The sequence below is a fragment of the Ureibacillus endophyticus genome (assembly GCF_024159215.1).
GTDB lineage: Bacteria > Bacillota > Bacilli > Bacillales_A > Planococcaceae > Ureibacillus > Ureibacillus endophyticus.
Map to the genome: position 1 here is coordinate 411796 of NZ_JAMYWW010000001.1, position 20705 is coordinate 432500.

General features: G+C 35.8%; 21 protein-coding genes (1 of these 21 running past the window's edge). 13 read left to right on the plus strand and 8 right to left on the minus strand.

What is annotated here, in order from left to right:
• Window positions 1-41 precede the first annotated feature (41 nt).
• The 4 genes from NKR20_RS02020 to NKR20_RS02035 all read left to right on the plus strand — a co-directional run bounded on the left by NKR20_RS02020 (window position 42) and on the right by NKR20_RS02035 (window position 3153).
• The gene (locus NKR20_RS02020; RefSeq protein WP_121215072.1) at window positions 42-617 is read left to right on the plus strand and encodes a hypothetical protein; all 576 of its coding nucleotides are present in this window, start codon (window positions 42-44) and stop codon (window positions 615-617) included.
• 84 nt (window positions 618-701) lie between these two features.
• Window positions 702-1184 (plus strand): Cys-tRNA(Pro) deacylase, encoded by a 483-nt coding sequence (ybaK, locus tag NKR20_RS02025; RefSeq protein ID WP_121215071.1) that lies wholly within the window; start codon window positions 702-704, stop codon window positions 1182-1184.
• A 19-nt stretch (window positions 1185-1203) separates the two neighbouring features.
• Window positions 1204-1872 (plus strand): YczE/YyaS/YitT family protein, encoded by a 669-nt coding sequence (locus tag NKR20_RS02030; protein WP_245987577.1) that lies wholly within the window; start codon window positions 1204-1206, stop codon window positions 1870-1872.
• Between the two features lie 93 nt (window positions 1873-1965).
• On the plus strand, window positions 1966-3153 hold the full coding sequence (locus NKR20_RS02035) for a glycine C-acetyltransferase (RefSeq protein WP_253423147.1): 1188 nt from the start codon (window positions 1966-1968) through the stop codon (window positions 3151-3153).
• Between the two features lie 71 nt (window positions 3154-3224).
• On the opposite strand, the gene NKR20_RS02040 is transcribed toward NKR20_RS02035, so the two are convergent.
• From NKR20_RS02040 to NKR20_RS02065, 6 genes are all read right to left on the minus strand, one after another.
• Complete coding sequence (locus NKR20_RS02040) at window positions 3225-4493, minus strand: TRAP transporter large permease (protein ID WP_253423150.1); 1269 nt, start codon at window positions 4491-4493, stop codon at window positions 3225-3227.
• Complete coding sequence (locus NKR20_RS02045; RefSeq protein ID WP_170148440.1) at window positions 4490-4987, minus strand: TRAP transporter small permease; 498 nt, start codon at window positions 4985-4987, stop codon at window positions 4490-4492. The genes NKR20_RS02040 and NKR20_RS02045 overlap by 4 nt, the downstream gene beginning before the upstream one ends.
• Window positions 4988-5093: 106 nt before the next feature.
• A complete protein-coding gene (locus NKR20_RS02050) occupies window positions 5094-6137 on the minus strand; it encodes a TRAP transporter substrate-binding protein (RefSeq protein WP_245987575.1) in 1044 nt (347 codons plus the stop codon).
• Between the two features lie 1135 nt (window positions 6138-7272).
• Window positions 7273-8397, minus strand: a complete 1125-nt coding sequence (locus NKR20_RS02055; protein WP_121215067.1) for a cupin domain-containing protein — start codon at window positions 8395-8397, stop codon at window positions 7273-7275.
• 86 nt (window positions 8398-8483) lie between these two features.
• Complete coding sequence (locus NKR20_RS02060) at window positions 8484-9434, minus strand: fumarylacetoacetate hydrolase family protein (RefSeq protein WP_253423152.1); 951 nt, start codon at window positions 9432-9434, stop codon at window positions 8484-8486.
• Window positions 9435-9647: 213 nt separating this feature from the next.
• Window positions 9648-10430: an IclR family transcriptional regulator gene (locus NKR20_RS02065; RefSeq protein WP_253423156.1), complete on the minus strand. Its 783-nt coding sequence runs from the start codon at window positions 10428-10430 to the stop codon at window positions 9648-9650.
• 186 nt (window positions 10431-10616) lie between these two features.
• On the opposite strand from NKR20_RS02065, the gene NKR20_RS02070 reads away from it, so the two are divergent.
• Window positions 10617-11813: an FAD-dependent monooxygenase gene (locus NKR20_RS02070; RefSeq protein WP_121215064.1), complete on the plus strand. Its 1197-nt coding sequence runs from the start codon at window positions 10617-10619 to the stop codon at window positions 11811-11813.
• A gap of 55 nt (window positions 11814-11868) precedes the next feature.
• Here NKR20_RS02070 and NKR20_RS02075 read toward each other — a convergent pair whose 3' ends face one another.
• Window positions 11869-12636, minus strand: coding sequence for an IclR family transcriptional regulator (locus NKR20_RS02075; RefSeq protein WP_121215063.1), 768 nt, complete (start codon window positions 12634-12636; stop codon window positions 11869-11871).
• Window positions 12637-12766: 130 nt separating this feature from the next.
• On the opposite strand from NKR20_RS02075, the gene NKR20_RS02080 reads away from it, so the two are divergent.
• Both NKR20_RS02080 and NKR20_RS02085 read left to right on the plus strand, forming a co-directional pair.
• Window positions 12767-13261: a DinB family protein gene (locus tag NKR20_RS02080; RefSeq protein WP_253423160.1), complete on the plus strand. Its 495-nt coding sequence runs from the start codon at window positions 12767-12769 to the stop codon at window positions 13259-13261.
• A 155-nt stretch (window positions 13262-13416) separates the two neighbouring features.
• Window positions 13417-14451 (plus strand): nucleotide kinase, encoded by a 1035-nt coding sequence (locus tag NKR20_RS02085; RefSeq protein WP_253423163.1) that lies wholly within the window; start codon window positions 13417-13419, stop codon window positions 14449-14451.
• A gap of 48 nt (window positions 14452-14499) precedes the next feature.
• Here NKR20_RS02085 and NKR20_RS02090 read toward each other — a convergent pair whose 3' ends face one another.
• The gene (locus tag NKR20_RS02090; RefSeq protein ID WP_253423165.1) at window positions 14500-15687 is read right to left on the minus strand and encodes a pyridoxal phosphate-dependent aminotransferase; all 1188 of its coding nucleotides are present in this window, start codon (window positions 15685-15687) and stop codon (window positions 14500-14502) included.
• Window positions 15688-15805: 118 nt separating this feature from the next.
• On the opposite strand from NKR20_RS02090, the gene NKR20_RS02095 reads away from it, so the two are divergent.
• The 6 genes from NKR20_RS02095 to NKR20_RS02120 all read left to right on the plus strand — a co-directional run.
• A complete protein-coding gene (locus tag NKR20_RS02095) occupies window positions 15806-16600 on the plus strand; it encodes a carbon-nitrogen family hydrolase (RefSeq protein WP_253423168.1) in 795 nt (264 codons plus the stop codon).
• A gap of 368 nt (window positions 16601-16968) precedes the next feature.
• Window positions 16969-17511 carry a cysteine hydrolase family protein gene (locus NKR20_RS02100; protein ID WP_121216002.1) on the plus strand — a complete coding sequence of 181 codons (543 nt, stop codon included), beginning with the start codon at window positions 16969-16971 and terminating at the stop codon, window positions 17509-17511.
• A gap of 275 nt (window positions 17512-17786) precedes the next feature.
• Entirely contained in the window at window positions 17787-19010 is a 1224-nt protein-coding gene (locus tag NKR20_RS02105; RefSeq protein ID WP_414674165.1) for a Y-family DNA polymerase, read from the plus strand.
• A 33-nt stretch (window positions 19011-19043) separates the two neighbouring features.
• The gene (locus NKR20_RS02110) at window positions 19044-19370 is read left to right on the plus strand and encodes a YolD-like family protein (protein WP_121216001.1); all 327 of its coding nucleotides are present in this window, start codon (window positions 19044-19046) and stop codon (window positions 19368-19370) included.
• A gap of 35 nt (window positions 19371-19405) precedes the next feature.
• The gene (locus NKR20_RS02115; protein ID WP_253423170.1) at window positions 19406-19747 is read left to right on the plus strand and encodes a YhjD family protein; all 342 of its coding nucleotides are present in this window, start codon (window positions 19406-19408) and stop codon (window positions 19745-19747) included.
• A gap of 186 nt (window positions 19748-19933) precedes the next feature.
• Window positions 19934-20705, plus strand: the 5' portion of a protein-coding gene (locus NKR20_RS02120; RefSeq protein WP_253422659.1) for an IS4 family transposase. It continues 353 nt past the right edge of the window; only the first 772 of its 1125 coding nucleotides appear in the window; it begins with the start codon at window positions 19934-19936; its stop codon lies beyond the right edge, outside the window.

A 20705-nucleotide genomic window follows, 5' to 3' on the forward strand; every position in this document is an offset into this window, starting at 1 on the left:
TTACTATAAATGTAAAAATTTTTTGAAATGGGGTGATTTGGTTGAATAGGATTAACTTACTTAATGGAAACGATTTTAATATTGAAGAACGTAAACGTGCCATTCAAAGACGAGAAGCAAGTGATGCATACAAAAAGAATACAACTTATACCCAAAAAACAAATCCGTTGCTTCAAGCTTTAGAACAGTTGCTGTCTGGAAATAAAGAGAAAGAATTAAATGACGAACATTTGCTTTCTTTAATTGAAGAAGAGCTAAATGATTTTAACACAGTAAGTACTGATAATATGGATAGTCATGATGAGCAATCAAATCTTGAAGTAAATGATGTAATTGTTCAAAATGACCTAAATGCTTATAATGAAATCCAACAAACCAGATCACAAATCACGTCAACGAATGAAGATAGCGATTCTTTCGAAATTGACCGATTTAATTTCCGCACATTTGATACATTTGCCCTTCGTGGGAAGTCAAGTGATCGATATGGTAGAAACCTTGAAATCATACCTTTTGATAAAACATACAATATTGCAATAACGAAGTATAATCATCATATGCTAATGGTCAAAAATGGATATACGTTTAATCAACCAAAATATTCACTGACTGCCTAAAATGACTCCTTGTTCCAACAAGGAGTTTTAATTTTAAAAATCTTACAGGTTTACTATGATATAATGAAAGTGGAAGTGATTTTAATGAGTAAACAAAAAATACAAAAAACAAATGCAGTCCGATTATTAGACCAACAAAAAATACAATATGATTTAATTGAATATACAATTGAAGATAATCAATTGGATGGCGTTACAGTTGCCGAAAAAGTGGGGCATCCTGTTACTCATGTTTTTAAAACGTTAGTTACTACAGCAGGTAAAGGAAAAATCTTTGTTTTTGTAATCCCAGTAGCTGAAGAATTGAACTTAAAAGCTTGCGCTAAAATAGCGGGCGAAAAGAAAATTGAAATGCTACATGTAAAGGAACTTCTTGCAACAACAGGCTATATTCGGGGTGGCTGTTCTCCAGTTGGAATGAAAAAACAGTATCCTACATTTATTGATGAGTCTGCCGAAAGCTTGGAGTATATCCTTGTCAGTGCAGGGAAGATTGGTATGCAAATGAAGTTAAAACCTAAGGAGTTAATTCAAGTAACAAGGGGGACATTTGCGAAGTTAACATAGGTAGAAAGTAGGCTTTAAATTGAGAAAAGTATTTATATGGAAATGGCTTTTTTATTTTGTAGGGCTAGCTATTATGTCTCTTGGAATTTCCCTAATTATTGAAGGAAAAGCTTTAGGGGTAAGCCCTTGGGATGTTTTACATGTGGGATTGTATAAACAAATTGGTTTATCTGTAGGTTCTTGGACAATTATTTCAGGTTTATGCATTGTATTAATTACAACCCTTTATTTAAAAGAATGGCCAAAGATTGCAACGTGGTTGAATATGCTTTTAATAGGAAGTTTCGTAGATTTATTTACTTGGATTTTGCCTAATTCTAAAAGTCTACCACTAGATATATTTTATTTCCTTACGGGATTATTTGTTATGTCTATTGGATGTGCCATGTACATTTCACCTAGATTAGGTGCGGGTCCGCGCGATACCGTTATGATGATTATCGTTGAAAAGTTTGGTGGCTCGATTCGAATGGCACGTTTTTTAACTGAAACAATTGTCGCGATTTTAGGTTGGTTACTAGGTGGCCCAATTGGAGTAGGTACTGTCATTATTGCCTTATTTACAGGATACATTATACAACCTGCACTTCCATTCTTTGAAAAACTTTTAGCTAAAAGAATAACAATAGAAGAAAATGCGACGTTAATGTCTAACGACTCTTCTGAAAAACTCGTAAAAGAATCCTAACTTTTACGAGTTTTAATTTTTGTACCGTTCGATAAACTAAACAAAATATTTATGCTAAAATCTAGTTAACTTATGTAAAAGGGAGATGAGTTCATGTCAAAAATATTAGATGCATTCCTAAATGAAAACTTACAAATTTTACGTGATCAAGGTTTATACAACGAGATTGATGCGGTAGAGGGTGCAAATGGCCCTGTTATTACAATAAACGGGAAACAGCTAATTAACTTATCATCCAATAACTACCTTGGCTTAGCTACAAATGAAGAACTGAAACAAGTTGCAAAAGATGCAATCGATCGATATGGTGTAGGGGCAGGGGCAGTCCGCACAATTAACGGTACGATGGATTTACACGTAAAATTAGAAGAAAAGTTAGCAGAATTTAAAGGAACTGAAGCAGCCATTTCTTATCAATCTGGTTTTAACTGTAATATGGCAGCAATCTCTGCAGTAATGGATAAAAATGATGCAATCCTTTCCGATCAATTAAACCATGCCTCTATTATTGATGGTTGTCGTTTATCGAAAGCAAAAATCATTGCTTACAACCATTCAGATATGGAAGACTTACGTGCAAAAGCGAAAGAAGCAAAAGAGTCTGGTCTATACAATAAAATTATGGTCATTACTGATGGCGTCTTCTCAATGGATGGTGACATTGCCAAACTTCCTGAAATCGTAGAGATCGCGAAAGAATTTGATTTAATTACTTACGTAGATGATGCTCACGGTTCAGGTGTTACTGGGAAAGGAAAGGGTACAGTAAAACACTTTGGACTAGAGAAAGAAATTGACTTCCAAATTGGTACTCTATCAAAAGCGATTGGCGTTGTTGGTGGATATGTTGCTGGAAAGAAAAATTTAATCGACTGGTTAAAAGTTCGTTCTCGCCCATTTTTATTCTCAACTGCTGTTACTCCTGGTGATGTAGCTGCGATTACCCGCGCATTACAAATGATTATGGACTCTACGGAGCTACACGATAAATTATGGGAAAATGGAGATTACTTAAAGGCTGGGTTAAAGAAATTAGGCTTCAATATTGGTGCTTCAGAAACTCCAATTACGCCATGTATTATTGGTGATGAAAAGCTGACACAAACATTTTCTCGCCGTTTAGTAGAAGAAGGGGTATATGCAAAGGCTATCGTATTCCCAACTGTACCTAAGGGAACTGGACGTGTTCGTAACATGCCAATAGCATCCCATACGAAAGAAATGCTAGACAACGCTTTAGCTATCTATGAAAAGGTCGGTAAAGAATTAGGAGTTATTTAAAAAATATTAATAAAGCCCATGACACTTCTAGCTGAATGTCATGGGCTTTACTATTTAAACATGGGATGTTTTTATAATCCTGGTAACCATAATGATAATGCTGGCACATATGTTAATAGTAATAGAACAATCAGTGCAACGATTAAGAATGGCCATAAAGATTTTACTAAATCACCAATTGAAACTTTCGTAATCGAAGAAGCAATAAATAATCCTGAACCTACTGGTGGTGTTAAAATACCAATTGTTAAGTTAATACAAATGATAATACCGAAGTGAATAGGATCTACTCCGTAAGTTGGTAATAATGGCATGAAAATTGGTATTAAAATAATTAATGCAGCAATTCCATCCATGAACATACCAACAAATAGTAAGAAGATGTTTACCAATAATAAGAACACTACTGGACTATCAGATAAACTTACCATCCAAGCGGCGATTTGTTGTGGTACTTGTTCGAATGACAACATCCACCCGAAAATATTTGCCATCGCAATTAAAATAGTAATAACAGCCGTTGTAATTGCAGTTTGTGATAATACATTAGGGATTGAAGAAAGTTTTAATTCACGATACACAAATGCACCAACAATGATTGCAACTACACAGGCTATTGCTGCAGATTCTGTTGCCGTAAATACACCAGTTAAAATACCGGCAATAATGATAACTGGAACTGATAATGCAGGTAATACTTTACCAAGGGAAGTCATCATGTCTTTAACAGATGCTTTCTCCTGTACAGGCCATTGAGCTTTCATTCCGATAAATGCAATGATTATAATGAATGAGAGACTCAGTAATAATCCTGGAATTACACCGGCCATGAACATATCACCGATTGAAACTCCTGACCCCACTCCATATAAAATGAACATCATACTTGGAGGAATAATTGGACCTAATAAACCAGCAGCAGCAGTTGTTGCAGTACTAAAAGGTTTAGAATATCCTGCTTTCTCCATTTCAGGAACCATTGTACGACTCATCATGGCAATTTGGGCTGTTGCAGAACCAATAATCGCAGCTAACATTGTGTTTGCAATAACGTTTACATAAGCTAAACCACCACGGTAGTGACCGATAAACTTTTTAGCGACATCTACTAAACGTTTTGTAATACCACCAGAGTTCATTAGTTCCCCAGCTAACATGAAAAGGGGAATTGCCAGTAACCCGTAGTTTTCCATCCCAGAAAATAAACGTTGTGGTACGGTTAAAACGAGTCCTAAATTATCTGTAGCAAATATGTAAATTACTGTAGTCATTCCTAAAACATAGGCAATGGGTACACCTAAAAGTAGCAATATTGCAAATGAAATTAATGCGATTGTCACGATAGGTCACCTGCCTCATCTACTGTTTTGAAGGAAAGTAAAAGGTTGTTTAAAACATGTATTACCATGAAAACAAAACTAACGGGAATACTTAAGTAAAAATAAAACTTAGGCATATTCATCGCTGTAGAAGTTTGAATCATAATATTTGGCATGTTAATCCATTCAAATGCCAGATATAATATATAACCGACAAATACTAATAAAAGTAAATTACTAATAGCAAGAACGACCTTTTTAGCTTGTTTAGGAAGTAAGTCTGTTACGATTGTAATTGAAGGAGAAGCATTTTGTTTAAGCCCCATGCTACCACCGATAAAAGTTATCCATACTAAACAAAAAATCGCTAATTCATCTGACCAAAATAAAGGGGATTTTAAAGTACGGAATAAAACCCCAGCAGCTAATGAAACGAGCAACACTGACGCAAGAAGGATTGCTAATACTTTTTCTATGCTGAATACAATGTCGCTTATTTTATTAATAACTTTCAAAATTAACACCTTCTATCGTTAAATATTGGGAAGCCCTCCTTCAAGGAATAAACGGGACTTCTCAATTTATCGAGAAAGTCCCATTTATTAATTGATCGAAAGCTAATTATTTACTTTCAACTGTTTCGATAAATGATTTTACGATTTCAGATTTCTCTGAGAATTCTTTTTTCACTTCATCAGATACAGCTTGGAATGGAGCAGTATCAACTGTTTCTAATACTTCAACCCCAGCTTCTTTAAGTGTTTCTAAGTTTGCTTGTTCGCGTGTAATTGCTTCTTGAATTCCCCAATCAACCGCAGTTTTCATTGCTTGTTTTACGATATCTTGGTCTTCAGCAGGTAATTGATCATAAACAGCTTGGCTCATAACAATTACTGTTGGGAAAGTTGTTTGGTTTGTTAAAGTTAAATATTTAGCATTTTCGTAATATTTTTCAGTTACTAAAGCATCTAAGTCAATATCAATACCATCGATTACACCAGTTTGTAATGAAGTATATACTTCTGATAAAGGCATAGCTGTTGGACCAGCACCAACTTTTTCCCAGTAAGATTGCATTGCTGGGCTACCAATGATACGGATTTTTTTACCTTTTAAATCTTCAGGTTTTTCAGCAAAACCATCTTTCATAAGAACGTGACGGTTACCAGCAAACATAAAGTCAAGACCTAATAAACCTTGAGAGTTTAATGTTTCTAACATTTGTTTTGCTTCTTCAGAATCACGCATTGCAATTGCTTCTTCTAAGTTGTTGAATAAGTAAGGCATGAACCAAGCATTTAATGAATCTTCACGAGTACTCATATATGCATTTGTCATGAAACCAAAATCAACTGCACCAGTTTCAATTTGTTGTACCATATCTGCTTCAGCACCTAATTGAGAAGCAGGGAAGATTTGAACTTTTAAACGTCCGTCTGAAAGTTTCTCTAATTCTTCACCGAATTTAATCGCTGTAGCATTCCAAACGTGAGATTCTTGTACAACGTGTGCAATTTTAAATGTACGGCTTTCACCGCTTGTAGCTTCTCCATCAGAAGATGCTGGTGTTGACGTTTCGCTTTTATCCTCTCCGCCTCCACATGCAGCAAGGACTACTGCTAGAGCAGCCATAATTAACATGAACATATACTTCTTAAGTTTCACTTTCGAAGTCCCCCTCTATGTCTTTTTATATATAAAGACTACTAGGTTAGGCATGAACCAAAACTATGTATTTAGGTACTTGATCCCTTGTAGTCTATATACCGAGATTAATAGAAAATTAATAAGAATAAATGTAAATAATTGATATCCCCTTGTTGTTAAGTAAAACGTTTACATTTTAAACCCTTAAAATTCTCTTAATAGTGAACTTGTTACACTTATACTATAAAAATGAAAGGTTTGTGTCAATTACCAAAAGAGAAAAAATTATCAGAATCATAACTTTTTTATAGAAAAATGTAATTTATTAGCGAAAAGTGTCTTTATTTTAGAAAATCTTCAATAATTCTCTGATTTCTCTACACAATTTACTAGGTAATCAAAATTCTGACTTTTCTACTAGAAATAAATTGAGTATGGCAAAATATTATTTGTTATTAGAAAGTAGTATTACACATTATATTGTTATAAATGGATAGATGAAATAATAATTTTTAGGAGAGTGGAGTAGGGGAAGTTTTGAATCCTTATATTGGTATAAAACACTCTGAATTCGTGGGAAGGGGATATAGACGCTAAATTAAACCACCTTGAAAAATACCAGGTGGTTTAATATTTTTTTGATGAAATAAGAGCCGCTTCCGCTTTTCTAATGTCCAGTTGCAGCGGCTAGCTCTTCGACAACTTCAGAATCGTCTTCAAGGGCAAAAAGCGCCCTTTTGTCGATTCTTCCAGTTGTTTTCAGAGCTATACGAGCCGCTTTCGCTTTTCTAATGTCCAGTTGCAGCGGCTAGCTCTTCGACAACTTCAGAATCGTCTTCAAGGGCAAAAAGCGCCCTTTTGTCGATTCTTCCAGCTGTTTTCAGAGCTATACGAGCCGCTTTCGCTTTTCTAATTGTCCAGTTGCAGCGGCTAGCTCTTCAACAACTTCAGAATCGTCTTCAAGGGCAAAAAGCGCCCTTTTGTCGATTCTTCCAGCTGTTTTCAGAGCTATACGAGCCGCTTTCGCTTTTCTAATTGTCCAGTTGCAGCGGCTAGCTCTTCAACAACTTCAGAATCGTCTTCAAGGGCAAAAAGCACCCTTTTGTCATTCTTCCAGTTGTTTTCAGAGCTGAACGAGCCGCTTCCGCTTTTCTTAGCGGAAGTCTGCTTTGAATTCGCCTGTGATTTTTTGGTGACCGTTGTTTTCTTCTAAGAATTGTTCTTGTTCTAAGTCGAAACGATCCATGATTGGTAGGTCGTTTACAGAAAATAGGTAAGAATCTTCGCTTGCTACGTGCTCATACCAAGCCCAGTTTGGAACTACGAAGTAATCGCCTTTTTTCCAATCGAAGCGAACACCGTTAATTACTGTATAACCTGAACCTTGGTGTACTTGGTAAACAGTAGAGTGTGTATGACGTAATGCCTTTGTATGGAAATCTTTCGGTAAATGTTGCATACGAGTTCCTAATGTAGGGTTCGCTGATTTACCAGTAGATGGGTTGATATATTCAACTGTAAAACCATGGTGTGGGTTTGGATCGAATTCCATTAAACCTTTAATACCTTCTACTGTACGATCCCATTTATAGTTTGCAAGTGGAGCAACAGTATACTTGTCATCTCCTAATGGACGAACCATACCACCACGATAACGTTTTTCTGTAAAGTTATCTGGAATGTTTGGCTGTTCTAAACCGCCTTCGTATGGATCGAAGAATGTACCACCTATTGCATAAACAGTTGGGATATCTAAAGCATCCATCCAAATCATTGGCTCTGTTCCTAAATGCTCATGACCATGCCATAACCCTTTAGGAGTAATTAAGAAGTCGCCTTCTTCCATGAAAATACGTTGACCTTGAACGATTGTATAAGCACCGCTACCTTCAGAAATGAATCGCATTGCATTTTGAGAGTGACGGTGAGAAGGTGCTTTTTCACCAGGTAATAACATTTGAACTGCAGCATAAATTGTTTGAGTAGTTGAAGCCCAGCCCCAAGGTTGACGGTAAGTTAAACCAGGGTTTTGGAAGTAAATAGCGCGGCGTTCTCCACCACGTTCAGGTGTGAAAATTTGCGCAGCTTCTGCCATTTTCTTTTTAATTAACTCATCGCTCCAAAGATAAGCTTGAGCTTGTGGTTTTGGCGTATGGTTCATAATTTCTGGAATTGCTTCCCAAAGTGGACCAAGATTATACTGCTGAATATCTTTCGTGAAATCGGTTACAATTGTACTTTTCATAAACTCTTTAACTTCTTGACTTACTTCTGCCATTTTACATTCCCCTTTACTATTAATCTTTTTATAGAGAAAAAGGGGAGTAGTGCGAATCACTACTCTGAACCTTTTCTAAAACCCAATTATCTAACTGGAACTGCCTCTGTAGCTCTAACTTTATTTTCTAACACACCAATTTGGTCGATTTCAATTGTTACAACGTCTCCATCTTTTAAGAATGTTGGAGGATCCATTGCGACACCAACACCACCAGGAGTACCTGTTAATACAACATCACCTGGTTCAAGCGTCATTAAGTTTGATAGGAATGCTACTAATTTAGGAACAGAGAATACTAAATCTTCTGTGTTTGTATCTTGACGAACTTCTCCGTTTACTTTTAAAACCATAGATAAACCAGATGGATTTGTTAGCTCGTCAGAAGTTACTAAATATGGACCCATTGGAGCAGAACCATCTACAGTTTTACCTTGTAGCCATTGTAATGTACGGCGTTGAATGTCACGATACGTTACGTCATTTGTAATTGTATAACCAGCTACATAATCAAGTGCATCTTCTTCAGATACATTACGCGCTTGTTTACCAACAACAAAAGTAAATTCAGCTTCGTAATCTAATTGATCAGAAATTGGATAGAATGGAATATCGTCTTGTGGTCCTAAAATTGTGTTTGCAAATTTTGCAAAGATTACTGGATTTGAAGGGATTTCACGACCCATTTCTTGAATATGTTTACGGAAGTTGTGACCAACGCAAATAATTTTACCTGGTTTAATTACTGGAGCTTCTACTTTAACATCAGAAAGTTCGTGAACTAACTTTTTGTCAAAGCTATCTGGGTTGGCAAGAGCGAACTGGATTGCACCATTTGCTAATGCAATACTTTCTTTACCACCTTGGTATAATTCGTCTGTATTATTTGGAACAAATGCAGCTGCGATTTGTTCGTAACGGTATTTACCTTCTGCTTTTAGTTGTGCTTGGTATGCGTAGTTTAAGTCGATTACTTGGTTTTCAACGATTGCACCTGCACGTGTATGTCCATCTTTAGTAAAGTTAATAAGTTTCATTGTTATCCTCCTGTTTTTCACGAATGATGAATTTAGTTCACTATTTATAAAAAGATTAATAGCTTTCGAGAAGAATGTCAATATTATTTGTTTTCAGAAAATAAATTACATTATGAGTAAATAAAAAGCATTGAGTTCCGTAAACTCAATGCTCGTAGCGATTATTTAGTTCAATGTCTAGCTAAATAGGAGAGGAAAAATCCAACCATTTCACTAGATTCCTTTTAATGGCTTTCTTGTGTAACCGTAATATTCTGAAATCTCCCTTGCGATCCCTAATACAAATTGACCAGTTGTATCGTCTAATGTTTTTGGTACAGTCTCTGTAATTCCCACAACCGTAATGGCTCCTAATAATTCTTCATCAAAATTTAAAATTGGGACACTAAATGAAGAAACATGTGTCACTAACGGCTCTTTTTTAGTGGCAAAGTATAATTGCTTTGTTTTTTCCTTTGCTTCTTTAAATTGCTCCAACTCACTTTTACTAAATTTCATTAACTCTTCTAATTCCCATTCTTTCATAATCGTATTTTTTTCAAAACTAGAAAATATGATCCCTGTTGAGCAGTTGAGAGGTAAGTGAGTCCCCATTTGTGCTCCTATATTTATCCCATATTCAACACTACTTGAAATATAAGAAATTAATGGTCCTTGTGGCGAGGGAACCGCTAACAAGACGGTTAAGTTTGCTTGTTCATTAATTTTTTTGAAATACGGAATCACCATTTCTATTAAAGAAGTGTGGCCTAAAGCAATATTCCCCAACTGCACTAATTTATGTCCGAGTGTATATGTATTTGTATGTGGGTTTCGGTAAATCATTCCGAATTGACTTAATGTAGCTAAATATTTGTATAAGTTACTTTTGGTCATGGAAGTTAAATTTTGTATTTCTGTAAATTTAAGCGGTTCTTTTTCTTTTGCTAAGATTTCTAAAATATTTAACCCGATTTGTAATGATTGAATTACAGTAGTTTTGTTTTCTGTCGTCATTATACTCACCCTATTTTCATAATTAGAGGATATTATAGCAAAGATATTCGTTTATAAGAAATTTCAAAATTTTTAATATTTGTATTGACTAATCGTTATGGAATGAGATAAAGTTTTCATATACAGGGAACACAGTTCTCTATTTGTGGAATTCGAAAATAAAAACAATTTAGGGGGATATGAAATATGGCAAATGTAAGCGATATCATCGTAGTAGGTGGAGGTATTGGTGGTTTAGCAGCAGCTTTATCAATCACAAACGAAACAGGTAAATCAGTAGCAGTATTCGAGCAAGCACCGGAATTCGGTGAAGTTGGTGCAGGAATTCAATTAGCACCAAATGCTTTAGAAGTATTAGACCGTTTAGGAGTTAAAGAAGAAATTTTAAAATATGCAGTGTTACCAAAACGCTTAGTATTAAAAGATGTGTATACTGCTGAAGAATTAGCAACACTTGACTTAGGTGAAGATTTCCAAAAAGAATTTGGTCAGCCATACATCGTGTTACACCGTTCTGACTTACACAGAGTTCTTTATGAAGCTTGTCAAAAGAAAGGTACTATTCAATTCTTTACAAATCAGGTTATTCAAACTGCAGAGCAAGATGGCGATACTGCAACGATTATTAACCAAAATGGTGAGAAATTCACTGCAGAGGCTGTAATTGGTGCTGATGGAGTAAAATCAAACCTTCGTAAATTATTTATTGATGACACACCAGTTAACTCAGCATATGTAGCATACCGCGGAACACTTCCAATTGAGGAAATCGCAGGTGATGATAACTTTGATTTAGACGATGTAATTATGTGGGTTGGGCCAAACTTACACTTAGTTCAATATCCAGTTCGTCGTGGTGAATTATATAACCAAGTAGTAGTGTTTAAATCTTATGACACATCTGTTGAAGACTGGGGTACTCCAGAAGAGTTATCTCGTCGTTTCGAAGGTAGTCATTCACAAGTACAAAATGCATTAAAATTCATTAATCGTCAATTCCGTTGGCAAATGTTCGACCGTAATCCTATTGAAAACTGGACTAAAGGTAATATCACTTTATTAGGAGATTCTGGTCATGCAATGCTTCAATACCTTGCACAAGGTGGCGTTCAAGCTTTAGAAGATGCGTTTGTATTAGGTGAAAAATTAAAAGAACACAATACGTACGAAGAAGCATTCAAAGCTTACCAAGAAGTTCGTATTCCACGTTCTGCAATGGTTCAAACAACAGCTCGTAAATGGGGAGAAATTATCCATGCGGAAGACCCAATTACAATTGCACTACGTAACCACATTTTTGCAAACCATAAACCAACAGATTACCATGTAGTGGACTTCTTATATGGTTACTTTAATAAAAACTTCCAACGTGTAAGTAAGTAATAATAGTACGAAAAAAAGGTGTCCAAAAAGTTTTTACTTTTTGGACACCTCCATTTTATTCTTGTGGTAGTTCTTCTTTATAACCATAAATTCGTGACATTTCTTTACTTATTTGAATTACTTGTTGAACAAGTTCAATGGAAGGATCTGTTGGAACATCTTCTGTAAAGCCGATAATAATGATGGTAGCAATTAGTTCTTTTCTATAATTTAAAATAGGTAAACTCCAAGAGGAAACATGTTTAACGATGGGTTCTTTGGCGAAAGCGGAGTGGGTTTTTCTTATTTGCATAAGCTCTTGTTGAAATTCTTCATCTGATAAGTTAGGGTAGTTGTTTTTTTCTCTTTCCACCCAATTTTGAATTTCTTCATTTTGAGCGTATGCAGCAAACATTTTCCCTGCAGCAGATAGTAATGGAAGCTTAGTGCCGATTTGGGCGCCAATATTTAAACCGTAATTTGTATTCCAAATGTTTGTAATAACTGGAGTATCATTTATCCAAACAGCTAAGGCTGTAGTTAAGTTCGTTAAATTACTAATTTCCTTAAAATATGGAGTTAACATTGTAATAAAGTCATTGTTATGCATTGCTGAATTACCGTATTCTAAGAATTTGTAACCTAATGTATAGTGACCTTGTTTATCACGGTATAACAGATCCATTTGAGTAAGTGTATTTAAATATTTATATAAATTACTTTTCGAGATTCCGGATAGTTCTTGTATTTCTGTGAATTTTAGTGGTAAGTCACTTTTAGCAACGATTTCAATAATATCAAAAGCGTGAATAAGTGACCCAATCGTAGTTGGCGATTTAGTCATTTATATAAATCCTTTCTAGTCTAAGTATTTTCTATAATATATTATAAAATACTTTTTATAAATATATTATAATGTTAATGTATAAATAGTGAAATAAATTCACTATTAGTATTTTTAAGGGGTGTAAAATATGACAACAGCATTACTTGGTAAAGAAGTAGAAGATTTTAAAAAGAGTATTGATGATATTGTAGAGGTTTTAAAAAATACTGATGAGAAGACGCTTTACGTAAAACCTTCTGCACCAGAATGGTCAGCAATGCAAATTGTTTCTCATGTGATAGAAGCTGTGGACTTTTGGGTAGCAGAGTTAGAGGCTTTATTAATTGTACCAGGAGCAAAATGGGGACGTAACCATGAGCAAGCACGTCGCTTAGCTGCTGTAGAAGAAAGTGTAGTTGCACAATTAAGTAAAGAAACGGCAATTACATCTTTACAAAATCTAGTACCAAAAGTAGAGGCAGCATTAGCAAAAGTAAAAGAAGAAGACTTAGCAAAAACTGCACCAAGCTATAATCCACACTTCGATGGTAAACCATTATCGTTCCTAATTGATCACTTAATCGTAAAACACGTAGTTGGTCATCACGGACAAATCGTACGTCACTTAGCTAAAGTTCAATAATATTTTGCGTACCGGGTACACAAACAATTCTGAAAATTTAGAATTATATGTGTACCCGGTACCTTTTTTAGGCTGTTTACATAAAAATAAGGGTACTACGCTATGGAAGGATGAGGTCTCTGAGCGGGCAAGTTACCTATTTTTATGGGCGTGCATTGACAGGGCAAGGAGTTAAGCAACTATATACAGACTTAATTAATAATGAAGCGAAAACAGTCTACCTAATTAAAGGTGCATCAGGTTTTAAAGTACCTAAATTATTAAAGGAACTTGGTGATTATTATCATAAGCAAGGAGCAGACGTTGAGTACTTCCTTGATCCACTATTTGAAAATACCTACGAGGCTATATTTGTAAAAGAACCCCATTCTACTCTTTTTCTTCAAGGAACGAATTTCCCAAATGACATAAACAGCTCCAATCCACGAATAAAAGTGATTGCATTAAATGAATGTGTGGATGTTCAGAAGTTTTTAGATAACGGTGAGCAGCTACTCCAACTAAATCAAACAAAAGAAAACTACCATAATAAATGTTTTGAAGCGTTAGCAAATGCCATTTCAATACATGATGATTGGGAAGTTGAAACAAGACGCCATATGGATTGGAATGGTTTAAACGAGCAAACGGATCAATTGTTTAATGATTTATTTGGTTCTACAATTCCGCTAAAGAAGGGGAATCGTACTCATCGTTTACTAGGCACATTAACCCCACAAGGTGCACGGGATACATTGCAAAGTATTACGCAAAATCTTGAGAGACGATTATTTATAAAAGGATATCCGGGAACAGGTAAATCTTCTATGATGAAAAAGTTAGCAAATGAAGCAGAGGCTAAGGGATATGATGTGCAATTAGTGTGGTGTGGTTTGGATTCTAATTCTATTGATATGGTCATTATTCCTGAATTGAACTTTTGTATTTTTGATAGTACCGAGCCCCATGTTTATTTTCCAGATGAAAATCGCCCAGGAGACGAAATTTTTGATATCGCCAAGCATTGCCACCCAACAGAGGTTGAAGAGAAAAATATTAATGCAATCGTAATCAAATATAAAGCTGCTATTTCAGACGCGATACGCTATGCAAAGATGTACGCAGAAGCTGAAGGGAAAATCCGTGAAATTCATGATAGTGCATTAGATGTGACAGAATTTGAAAAGCGTACTGCTGGGTTGTTTATATAATGGTATTAAAAAGCGAGTTCTCTAAATGGGAACTCGCTTTTTACATACTTATAAAATAGAGGCAGGTTCACCTTTAAATAAACCAAGCTTTTCAATTCGCATAATTGCTTCCTTCATACGCTCCTCACTGACAAGTAAGCCAACTCGTACATAGCCTTCTCCATATTCACCAAAGCCATTACCTGATGCTACTGCGACATTGGCCTTTTCCAGTAATAAGTTTGTAAATTCTTCGCTTGTAAATCCATTTGGTACTTTCAGCCATGCAAAGAATGAACCTTTTGGAGCTTTGACGTCCCATCCAATACGATGTGCTTCTTCAATTAATACATTACGACGACTCTCGTAAATGGCACGTTGTTCTTCTACACAAGATTGATCTCCGTTTAATGCGGCAGCTGCAGCGTGTTGAACAGCAGGGAAGAGGCTACAGAAAAGATGATCTTGAATTAAGTTGATTGCTGCGATGATGTCCTTGTTGCCTACTGCAAAACCTACACGCCACCCTGCCATATTATATGTTTTGGATAATGTGTAAAATTCAATGCCGACTTCTTTTGCACCTTCAGCTTGCAAGAAACTAACAGGTTGAACACCATCAAAACCAAGAGCACCATAAGCAAAGTCGTGTACTACTGCAATGTCATTTTCTTTTGCGAAGGCGACTGTTTCCTCAAAAAATGAAAGGTCAGCAGTTCCCCCAGTAGGATTGTTTGGGTAATTTAAATAAATTAATTTTGCCCTTTCTTTCACTTCAGGACTCAATGCCTTGTAATCTGGTAAAAAATCATTATCTTCTATTAAAGGGAACGTATCATAATAAACATCGCCTAGCATAGCACCTGACAAATAATCTGGGTAGCCAGGGTCTGGTAAGAGCATATAATCACCAGGGTTTAATATCGCCATGGGAAGTTCGACTAACCCCGTCTTTGCTCCACCAAGAATGGCAACTTCGGTGTTTGGATCAATATCAACATTGTATTCACGTTTATAAAAGTTAGCAGCTGCTTCTTTTAATTCTTGAATACCTTGAAAAGGCGAATACTTATGATTTTGTGGATCTTCGGCTGTCGATTGAAGAGCTTTAATGATATGGGCAGGGGTTGGTCTGTCAGGATTCCCTTGTCCAAGATTTATAATATCGCGGCCTTCTGATATTGTGGCACTCACTTTTTGTGCAAGGGCAGCAAAAAATTGAGTAGGGAGTTTTTGAAGTTTGATTGATGCTTTCATATACATACCTCATTTTTGGGATTAGTGGTTTTCTATACTTTCTATTAATTTCAGAATATAATAACAATTATGTAGGAATGATAGACCTTTTCACAAGGATTGTCTAGGGGGTATTGATATGAAAATTGGATGCATTCAAATGAATGTTAGATTTGGGAAAGTAGAAGAAAATTTTGAGCGGGCAGAAAATTTAATCCGAGAAGCTGCAAGTAAGGGAGCAGAAATTGTTGTACTTCCTGAAATGTGGAATACAGGTTATGCGTTAGAAAAATTATCAGAGCTTGCGGACCGCCATGGGGAACGCACGAAAGCCTTCTTACAAAAATTATCGAGTGAACTAAATATACATATTGTTGGTGGGTCGGTTGCAACAGAAAGAGACAGCAAATTTTACAATACAATGTATGTATATAATCGTGAGGGCGAATTAGTAAGCGAATATAGCAAAGTTCATTTATTCCGACTTATGGATGAAGAAAAATATTTAGAAGCAGGCGATAGTATGAATCGTTTTGCATTGGGTGAAATCGAAGCAGGGGGAGTTATTTGTTATGATATTCGTTTCCCAGAGTGGCTTCGTGCCCACGCATTAGCTGGTGCAAATGTGTTATTCGTCTCTGCACAATGGCCAACACCGCGCATCGATCATTGGAAAACGTTATTGCAAGCACGTGCCATTGAAAATCAATGTTTTGTCATCGCTGTAAACCGAATTTCGCGCAATCCGGATAACTTTAACGGCCAATCAATGGTTATTGAGCCATGGGGTGAAGTGTTATGGGTAGGTGCTGAAGATGAGGAACTTGCCATCATTGATGTAGATTTCTCTAAAGTAGAAGAAGTGCGCAGCCGCATCCCTGTCTATGATGATCGTCGTCCTTCACTCTATACGGGTGTTGTTGAGGACGTGTAAGGATAATCTATATAATAGAAGAAACAGGAATTTTGAAACTATAATTTGAAATTTACAAAATATTTTTAAAATTATTGGCAACAATTGATAATCTTTCACATATTCTATTAACAAGACTCTCTGGAGCAGCATAAAGCGGCTTTGGGGGGTTTTTGTTTTATACAAAAACATTATAAAATATAAGAGAATGTCACTTAATAGAAGGTATTTTATGATTAGTAGTTGGTAAATTAGCTGAAGAATCTTTGAATCTACCCGTTTAATTTCAAATTTGATTATATTTATGAAAAAGATTTGTATCCTTTATGGAACTATACTTATAGAATTCATTTATAATGTTAAGTAAAAAATGGTAGGGGGATACTAAATTGGGAAAAGAAGCATTAATTATTGTGGATATGAGCAATGATTTTGTTGCTGATGATGGTAGTTTAACAGCAGGTAAGCCAGCGCAAGAAATTGTTCCATATATTGTGGAGCAGGCAAATAAATTTTTAAACGATGGGCAAGTTGTTGTAGTGGCGATGGATGCTCATGAAGAAAATGATGAACATTTTGAGTTATGGCCACCGCATAACATTGTAGGCACTAAAGGGCAGCAGCTTTACGGTGATTTATTTACCTGGTTGAACGAACATGAAGCTAATCCGAATGTACTCGTCCAACCAAAAACAAATTACAACGCCTTCTTCAATACAGGCTTAGCTGAAAAGTTAAGAGCATTAGATGTTGAAAAAGTTCATGTTGTTGGAGTATGCACGGATATTTGTGATTTTTTAACGGTTGCCGGTGCAGATGCTGAAGGCTTTAAAACTACAATTCATAAAAAGGGTGCAGCTACTTTCACTGACTTAGGTGAAACATTTATTAACCATATGAAAACATGTTTCTTTACGGAAATTATTGAATAGAACTCATTTTAAGCTTCGTATCATCTCTGATTGCGGAGCTTTTTTTCATGCTGAAGGATTTTTCTTCACAGCTTTCATCAATTTTTCGTCCAAAATCCCCAGAAAACACCTCTTGTCGTCTCAACTGTCTCATTTTAGAATGAATTAAAGAACAAACGTTCGCATATAATACATTGTAAATTGGAGGTGTTGTAATGAACGAGAATGCACTAAACGTCAGTACAAAGCATACAGAACAACACGGCATCTATAAAAATGCACCAAACAAGCCAATTATGTGTATTGATATGCGCTGTTTTTATGCAAGTTGTATGGCAATGTTAGAAAATCTAGATCCCTTCGAAGTTCCAATTGCTGTTGTAGGGAACTTTAAACAAAAAGGGAGTGTCGTACTCGCCGCATCACCGCCAATGAAAAAACGTTTTGGTATTAAAACAGGATCCCGTCTTTTTGAAATTCCAAAACATCCTGACATTAAATTATTCGAGCCGAAAATGGAGTTTTTTGTACGAATGTCTATGGAAATTACAAATTTAATTAATCAATTTGTGCCGAAAGAAGCAATTCACGTTTATAGCATTGATGAAAGCTTTGTTGATCTAACAGGGACGGAAAAGCTATGGGGTTCACCTGAAGAAACAGCCAAATACATTCAACACTGCATTTACAATCAATTTCAAATACCGAGTGCGATAGGAATGGGACCGAACATGCTTATGTCAAAGCTTGCGTTAGATTTGGAGGCAAAAAAAGATGGTTTCGCCAAATGGACCTATGATGACATTCCCGACAAGCTTTGGTCAGTTGCACCGCTTTCTGAAATGTGGGGAATTGGGCGGCGGACACAAAAAACATTAAATAATATGGGCATTTATACAGTTGGGGATTTAGCCCGAACAGATTTAAAAATGTTAGAAAAGCGTTTTGGTATTATGGGCAATCAACTCTATTATCATGCGTGGGGAATTGATTTATCTCCTCTCGGTGCCCCACTTGCAGAAGGACAAATTAGTTTTGGAAAAGGCCAAATGCTGATGCGAGATTACCGGAGCCGTAGTGAAATTTTAGCCGTCATTTTAGAAATGTGTGAAGATGTGGCAAGAAGAGCAAGAGAAGCTTACCAAGTAGGTAGAACAATTTCTCTTGGTATCAACTATAGTAGGGATGCTTTTGGGGGAGGTTTTTATCGCGCACGAACAATCGATGAACCGACAAACGATACAATGAAAGTTTACAAAGTGTGTAGAGAACTATTGGATGAATATTATGCAGAGCGCCCTGTAAGACAAATTACCATTAGTATTTCAAAGTTAGAATCTGAAAATTCGATGCAGCTTAGTTTATTTGATGATAAGAAGTGGAGGAGACGCAAGCTGGGGGCGACAATGGACTATTTACGCGCGAAACATGGATCGACAGCTATTTTGCGCGCGGTTTCTTATACAGAGGCTGGTACTGCCGTTGCCCGTGCTCAATTAGTTGGTGGTCATAAGAAATAGTTTATCAATAAGGATTTATTGCGAGGTGATAACATGATTCGAGATCGTGGGAATATTAAATGGAATGCAATGATGCTGCCGGAGCACGTAAAACTATTACGTGAATGGCATGAAAAGGATCAATATGTAAAAAAGCCAGAACTAGACGAATGGGCATTACAAGAGTTAAGTGAACAATTAGGAATTGCTTATACAAATAAGATTGAAGTGGAATTAAGTATTTGGAAAGAAAAAGAGATTTTCAAAGTAACGGGGAAAATTGCAAAACTAAACGTAAATAATGCATTGCTTTATTTAGAGGATGGTCGACAATTTCCATTTCAATCTATTTTTGGTGTTGCGTTTATTGCGATTGACTAGTCGATAGGAGTGACAAAGGAAGTGTGTCTATGTCATTGAGAAATGGTATAAAATTAATGATTCATACTTATGTAATTTTAGAATTAGCTATAAAATCGATTGAACATGATAAAAAGCTATTTAATTCATTTCAGTTTAAAAGATCTTATTTGCCTTTAATGGATGCGTTTTTAGAAAGCCTTACAGAAGAATTTAAACAAACCTCAAAAAAGCTTTATAAAGAAGGTATCAAGAAAGAAACATATCAACGAATTAGTGATGAGAAATGTTTATATACCTTCTTATGTAGAGGTGAGGTTCTACCGTTTATTTATCAAAGTGAAGACTTGAAAAATCAAGTACAACGAAAAATCGAAACTATTTTAAAAAAATTATAAAAAAAATTCCTCTCATCACAATAGAGTGGAATTTTTCTTTTAAAAAATATCATTAGCGTCGCATTAAAATAATTTGACACCTTTATTAAAACTGAATTTTCTGAAATATATTCTTCGCACAAAAAAAGCCTTTATAATGGTTGGGCGGTAGTAAACCATCCAAATCCAAAATAAAGGACTAATCGCATGGATAAGTTTACACGAATAACATCATTTGAACAATGGTTTTCACCGATTAATTTGACGTTATTTGAAGAACAGGTGAAAATTCATCAATTAAATTACTATACAAAGAAGCTGTACATGGCTTCCTTTATGAAACTGCTTTTATATGCCCAGCTTCATGAAACAGAGAGTTTAAGGGCATTAAGCGATGCTGTGTTTTCAGATGATTTACAACGGACAATAGGGTTTGAATCGATTAGCTTCTCCCAATTGGGCAGAAGAATAAATACAATCCCAACCGAGTTCTTTCAAACGCTTTTTCTAGATTTAGTCTCACAAATTCATCAGAAAACGGATTTTCAGAAACAAAGAAAAACGACAACACCATTGAAAATTATTGATTCGAGTACATTACCACTTAATTTAACCAACCATAAGTGGGCAGAGTTTCGAAAAACAAAGTCTGGTGTGAAGCTTCACCTTCGACTCGTTTTCATGGAAAAAGGTCTTTCGTATCCAGATCAAACGGTGCTCACAAATGCGATTGAACACGACCGAGGTCAACTTGAGGTATTCATTGATGACAAAGAATGCCTGTACGTGTTCGACCGTGGCTACTTGGATTACAAACGCTTCGATCGCATGACGGATGATGGCTATTTCTTTGTCACACGTCTTCGAAAAAATGCCGTCGTACGTGTACTTGAAACATTTTCTCTACCAGAAGATTCAAAGGTCCTATCAGATGAGATGGTGGTTATTGGTACAACACAAAATCGTTCGGAAAATGTGT

Bases quoted from the DNA above. Each gene is read 5' to 3' on its own strand.
- ybaK (WP_121215071.1), top strand. From the start codon at position 702: ATGAGTAAACAAAAAATACAAAAAACAAATGCAGTCCGATTATTAGAC.
- NKR20_RS02035 (WP_253423147.1), top strand. From the start codon at position 1,966: ATGTCAAAAATATTAGATGCATTCCTAAATGAAAACTTACAAATTTTA.
- NKR20_RS02055 (WP_121215067.1), bottom strand. From the start codon at position 8,397: ATGGCAGAAGTAAGTCAAGAAGTTAAAGAGTTTATGAAAAGTACAATT.
- NKR20_RS02060 (WP_253423152.1), bottom strand. From the start codon at position 9,434: ATGAAACTTATTAACTTTACTAAAGATGGACATACACGTGCAGGTGCA.
- NKR20_RS02065 (WP_253423156.1), bottom strand. From the start codon at position 10,430: ATGACGACAGAAAACAAAACTACTGTAATTCAATCATTACAAATCGGG.
- NKR20_RS02070 (WP_121215064.1), top strand. From the start codon at position 10,617: ATGGCAAATGTAAGCGATATCATCGTAGTAGGTGGAGGTATTGGTGGT.
- NKR20_RS02075 (WP_121215063.1), bottom strand. From the start codon at position 12,636: ATGACTAAATCGCCAACTACGATTGGGTCACTTATTCACGCTTTTGAT.
- NKR20_RS02080 (WP_253423160.1), top strand. From the start codon at position 12,767: ATGACAACAGCATTACTTGGTAAAGAAGTAGAAGATTTTAAAAAGAGT.
- NKR20_RS02090 (WP_253423165.1), bottom strand. From the start codon at position 15,687: ATGAAAGCATCAATCAAACTTCAAAAACTCCCTACTCAATTTTTTGCT.
- NKR20_RS02095 (WP_253423168.1), top strand. From the start codon at position 15,806: ATGAAAATTGGATGCATTCAAATGAATGTTAGATTTGGGAAAGTAGAA.
- NKR20_RS02105 (WP_414674165.1), top strand. From the start codon at position 17,787: ATGTGTATTGATATGCGCTGTTTTTATGCAAGTTGTATGGCAATGTTA.
- NKR20_RS02110 (WP_121216001.1), top strand. From the start codon at position 19,044: ATGATTCGAGATCGTGGGAATATTAAATGGAATGCAATGATGCTGCCG.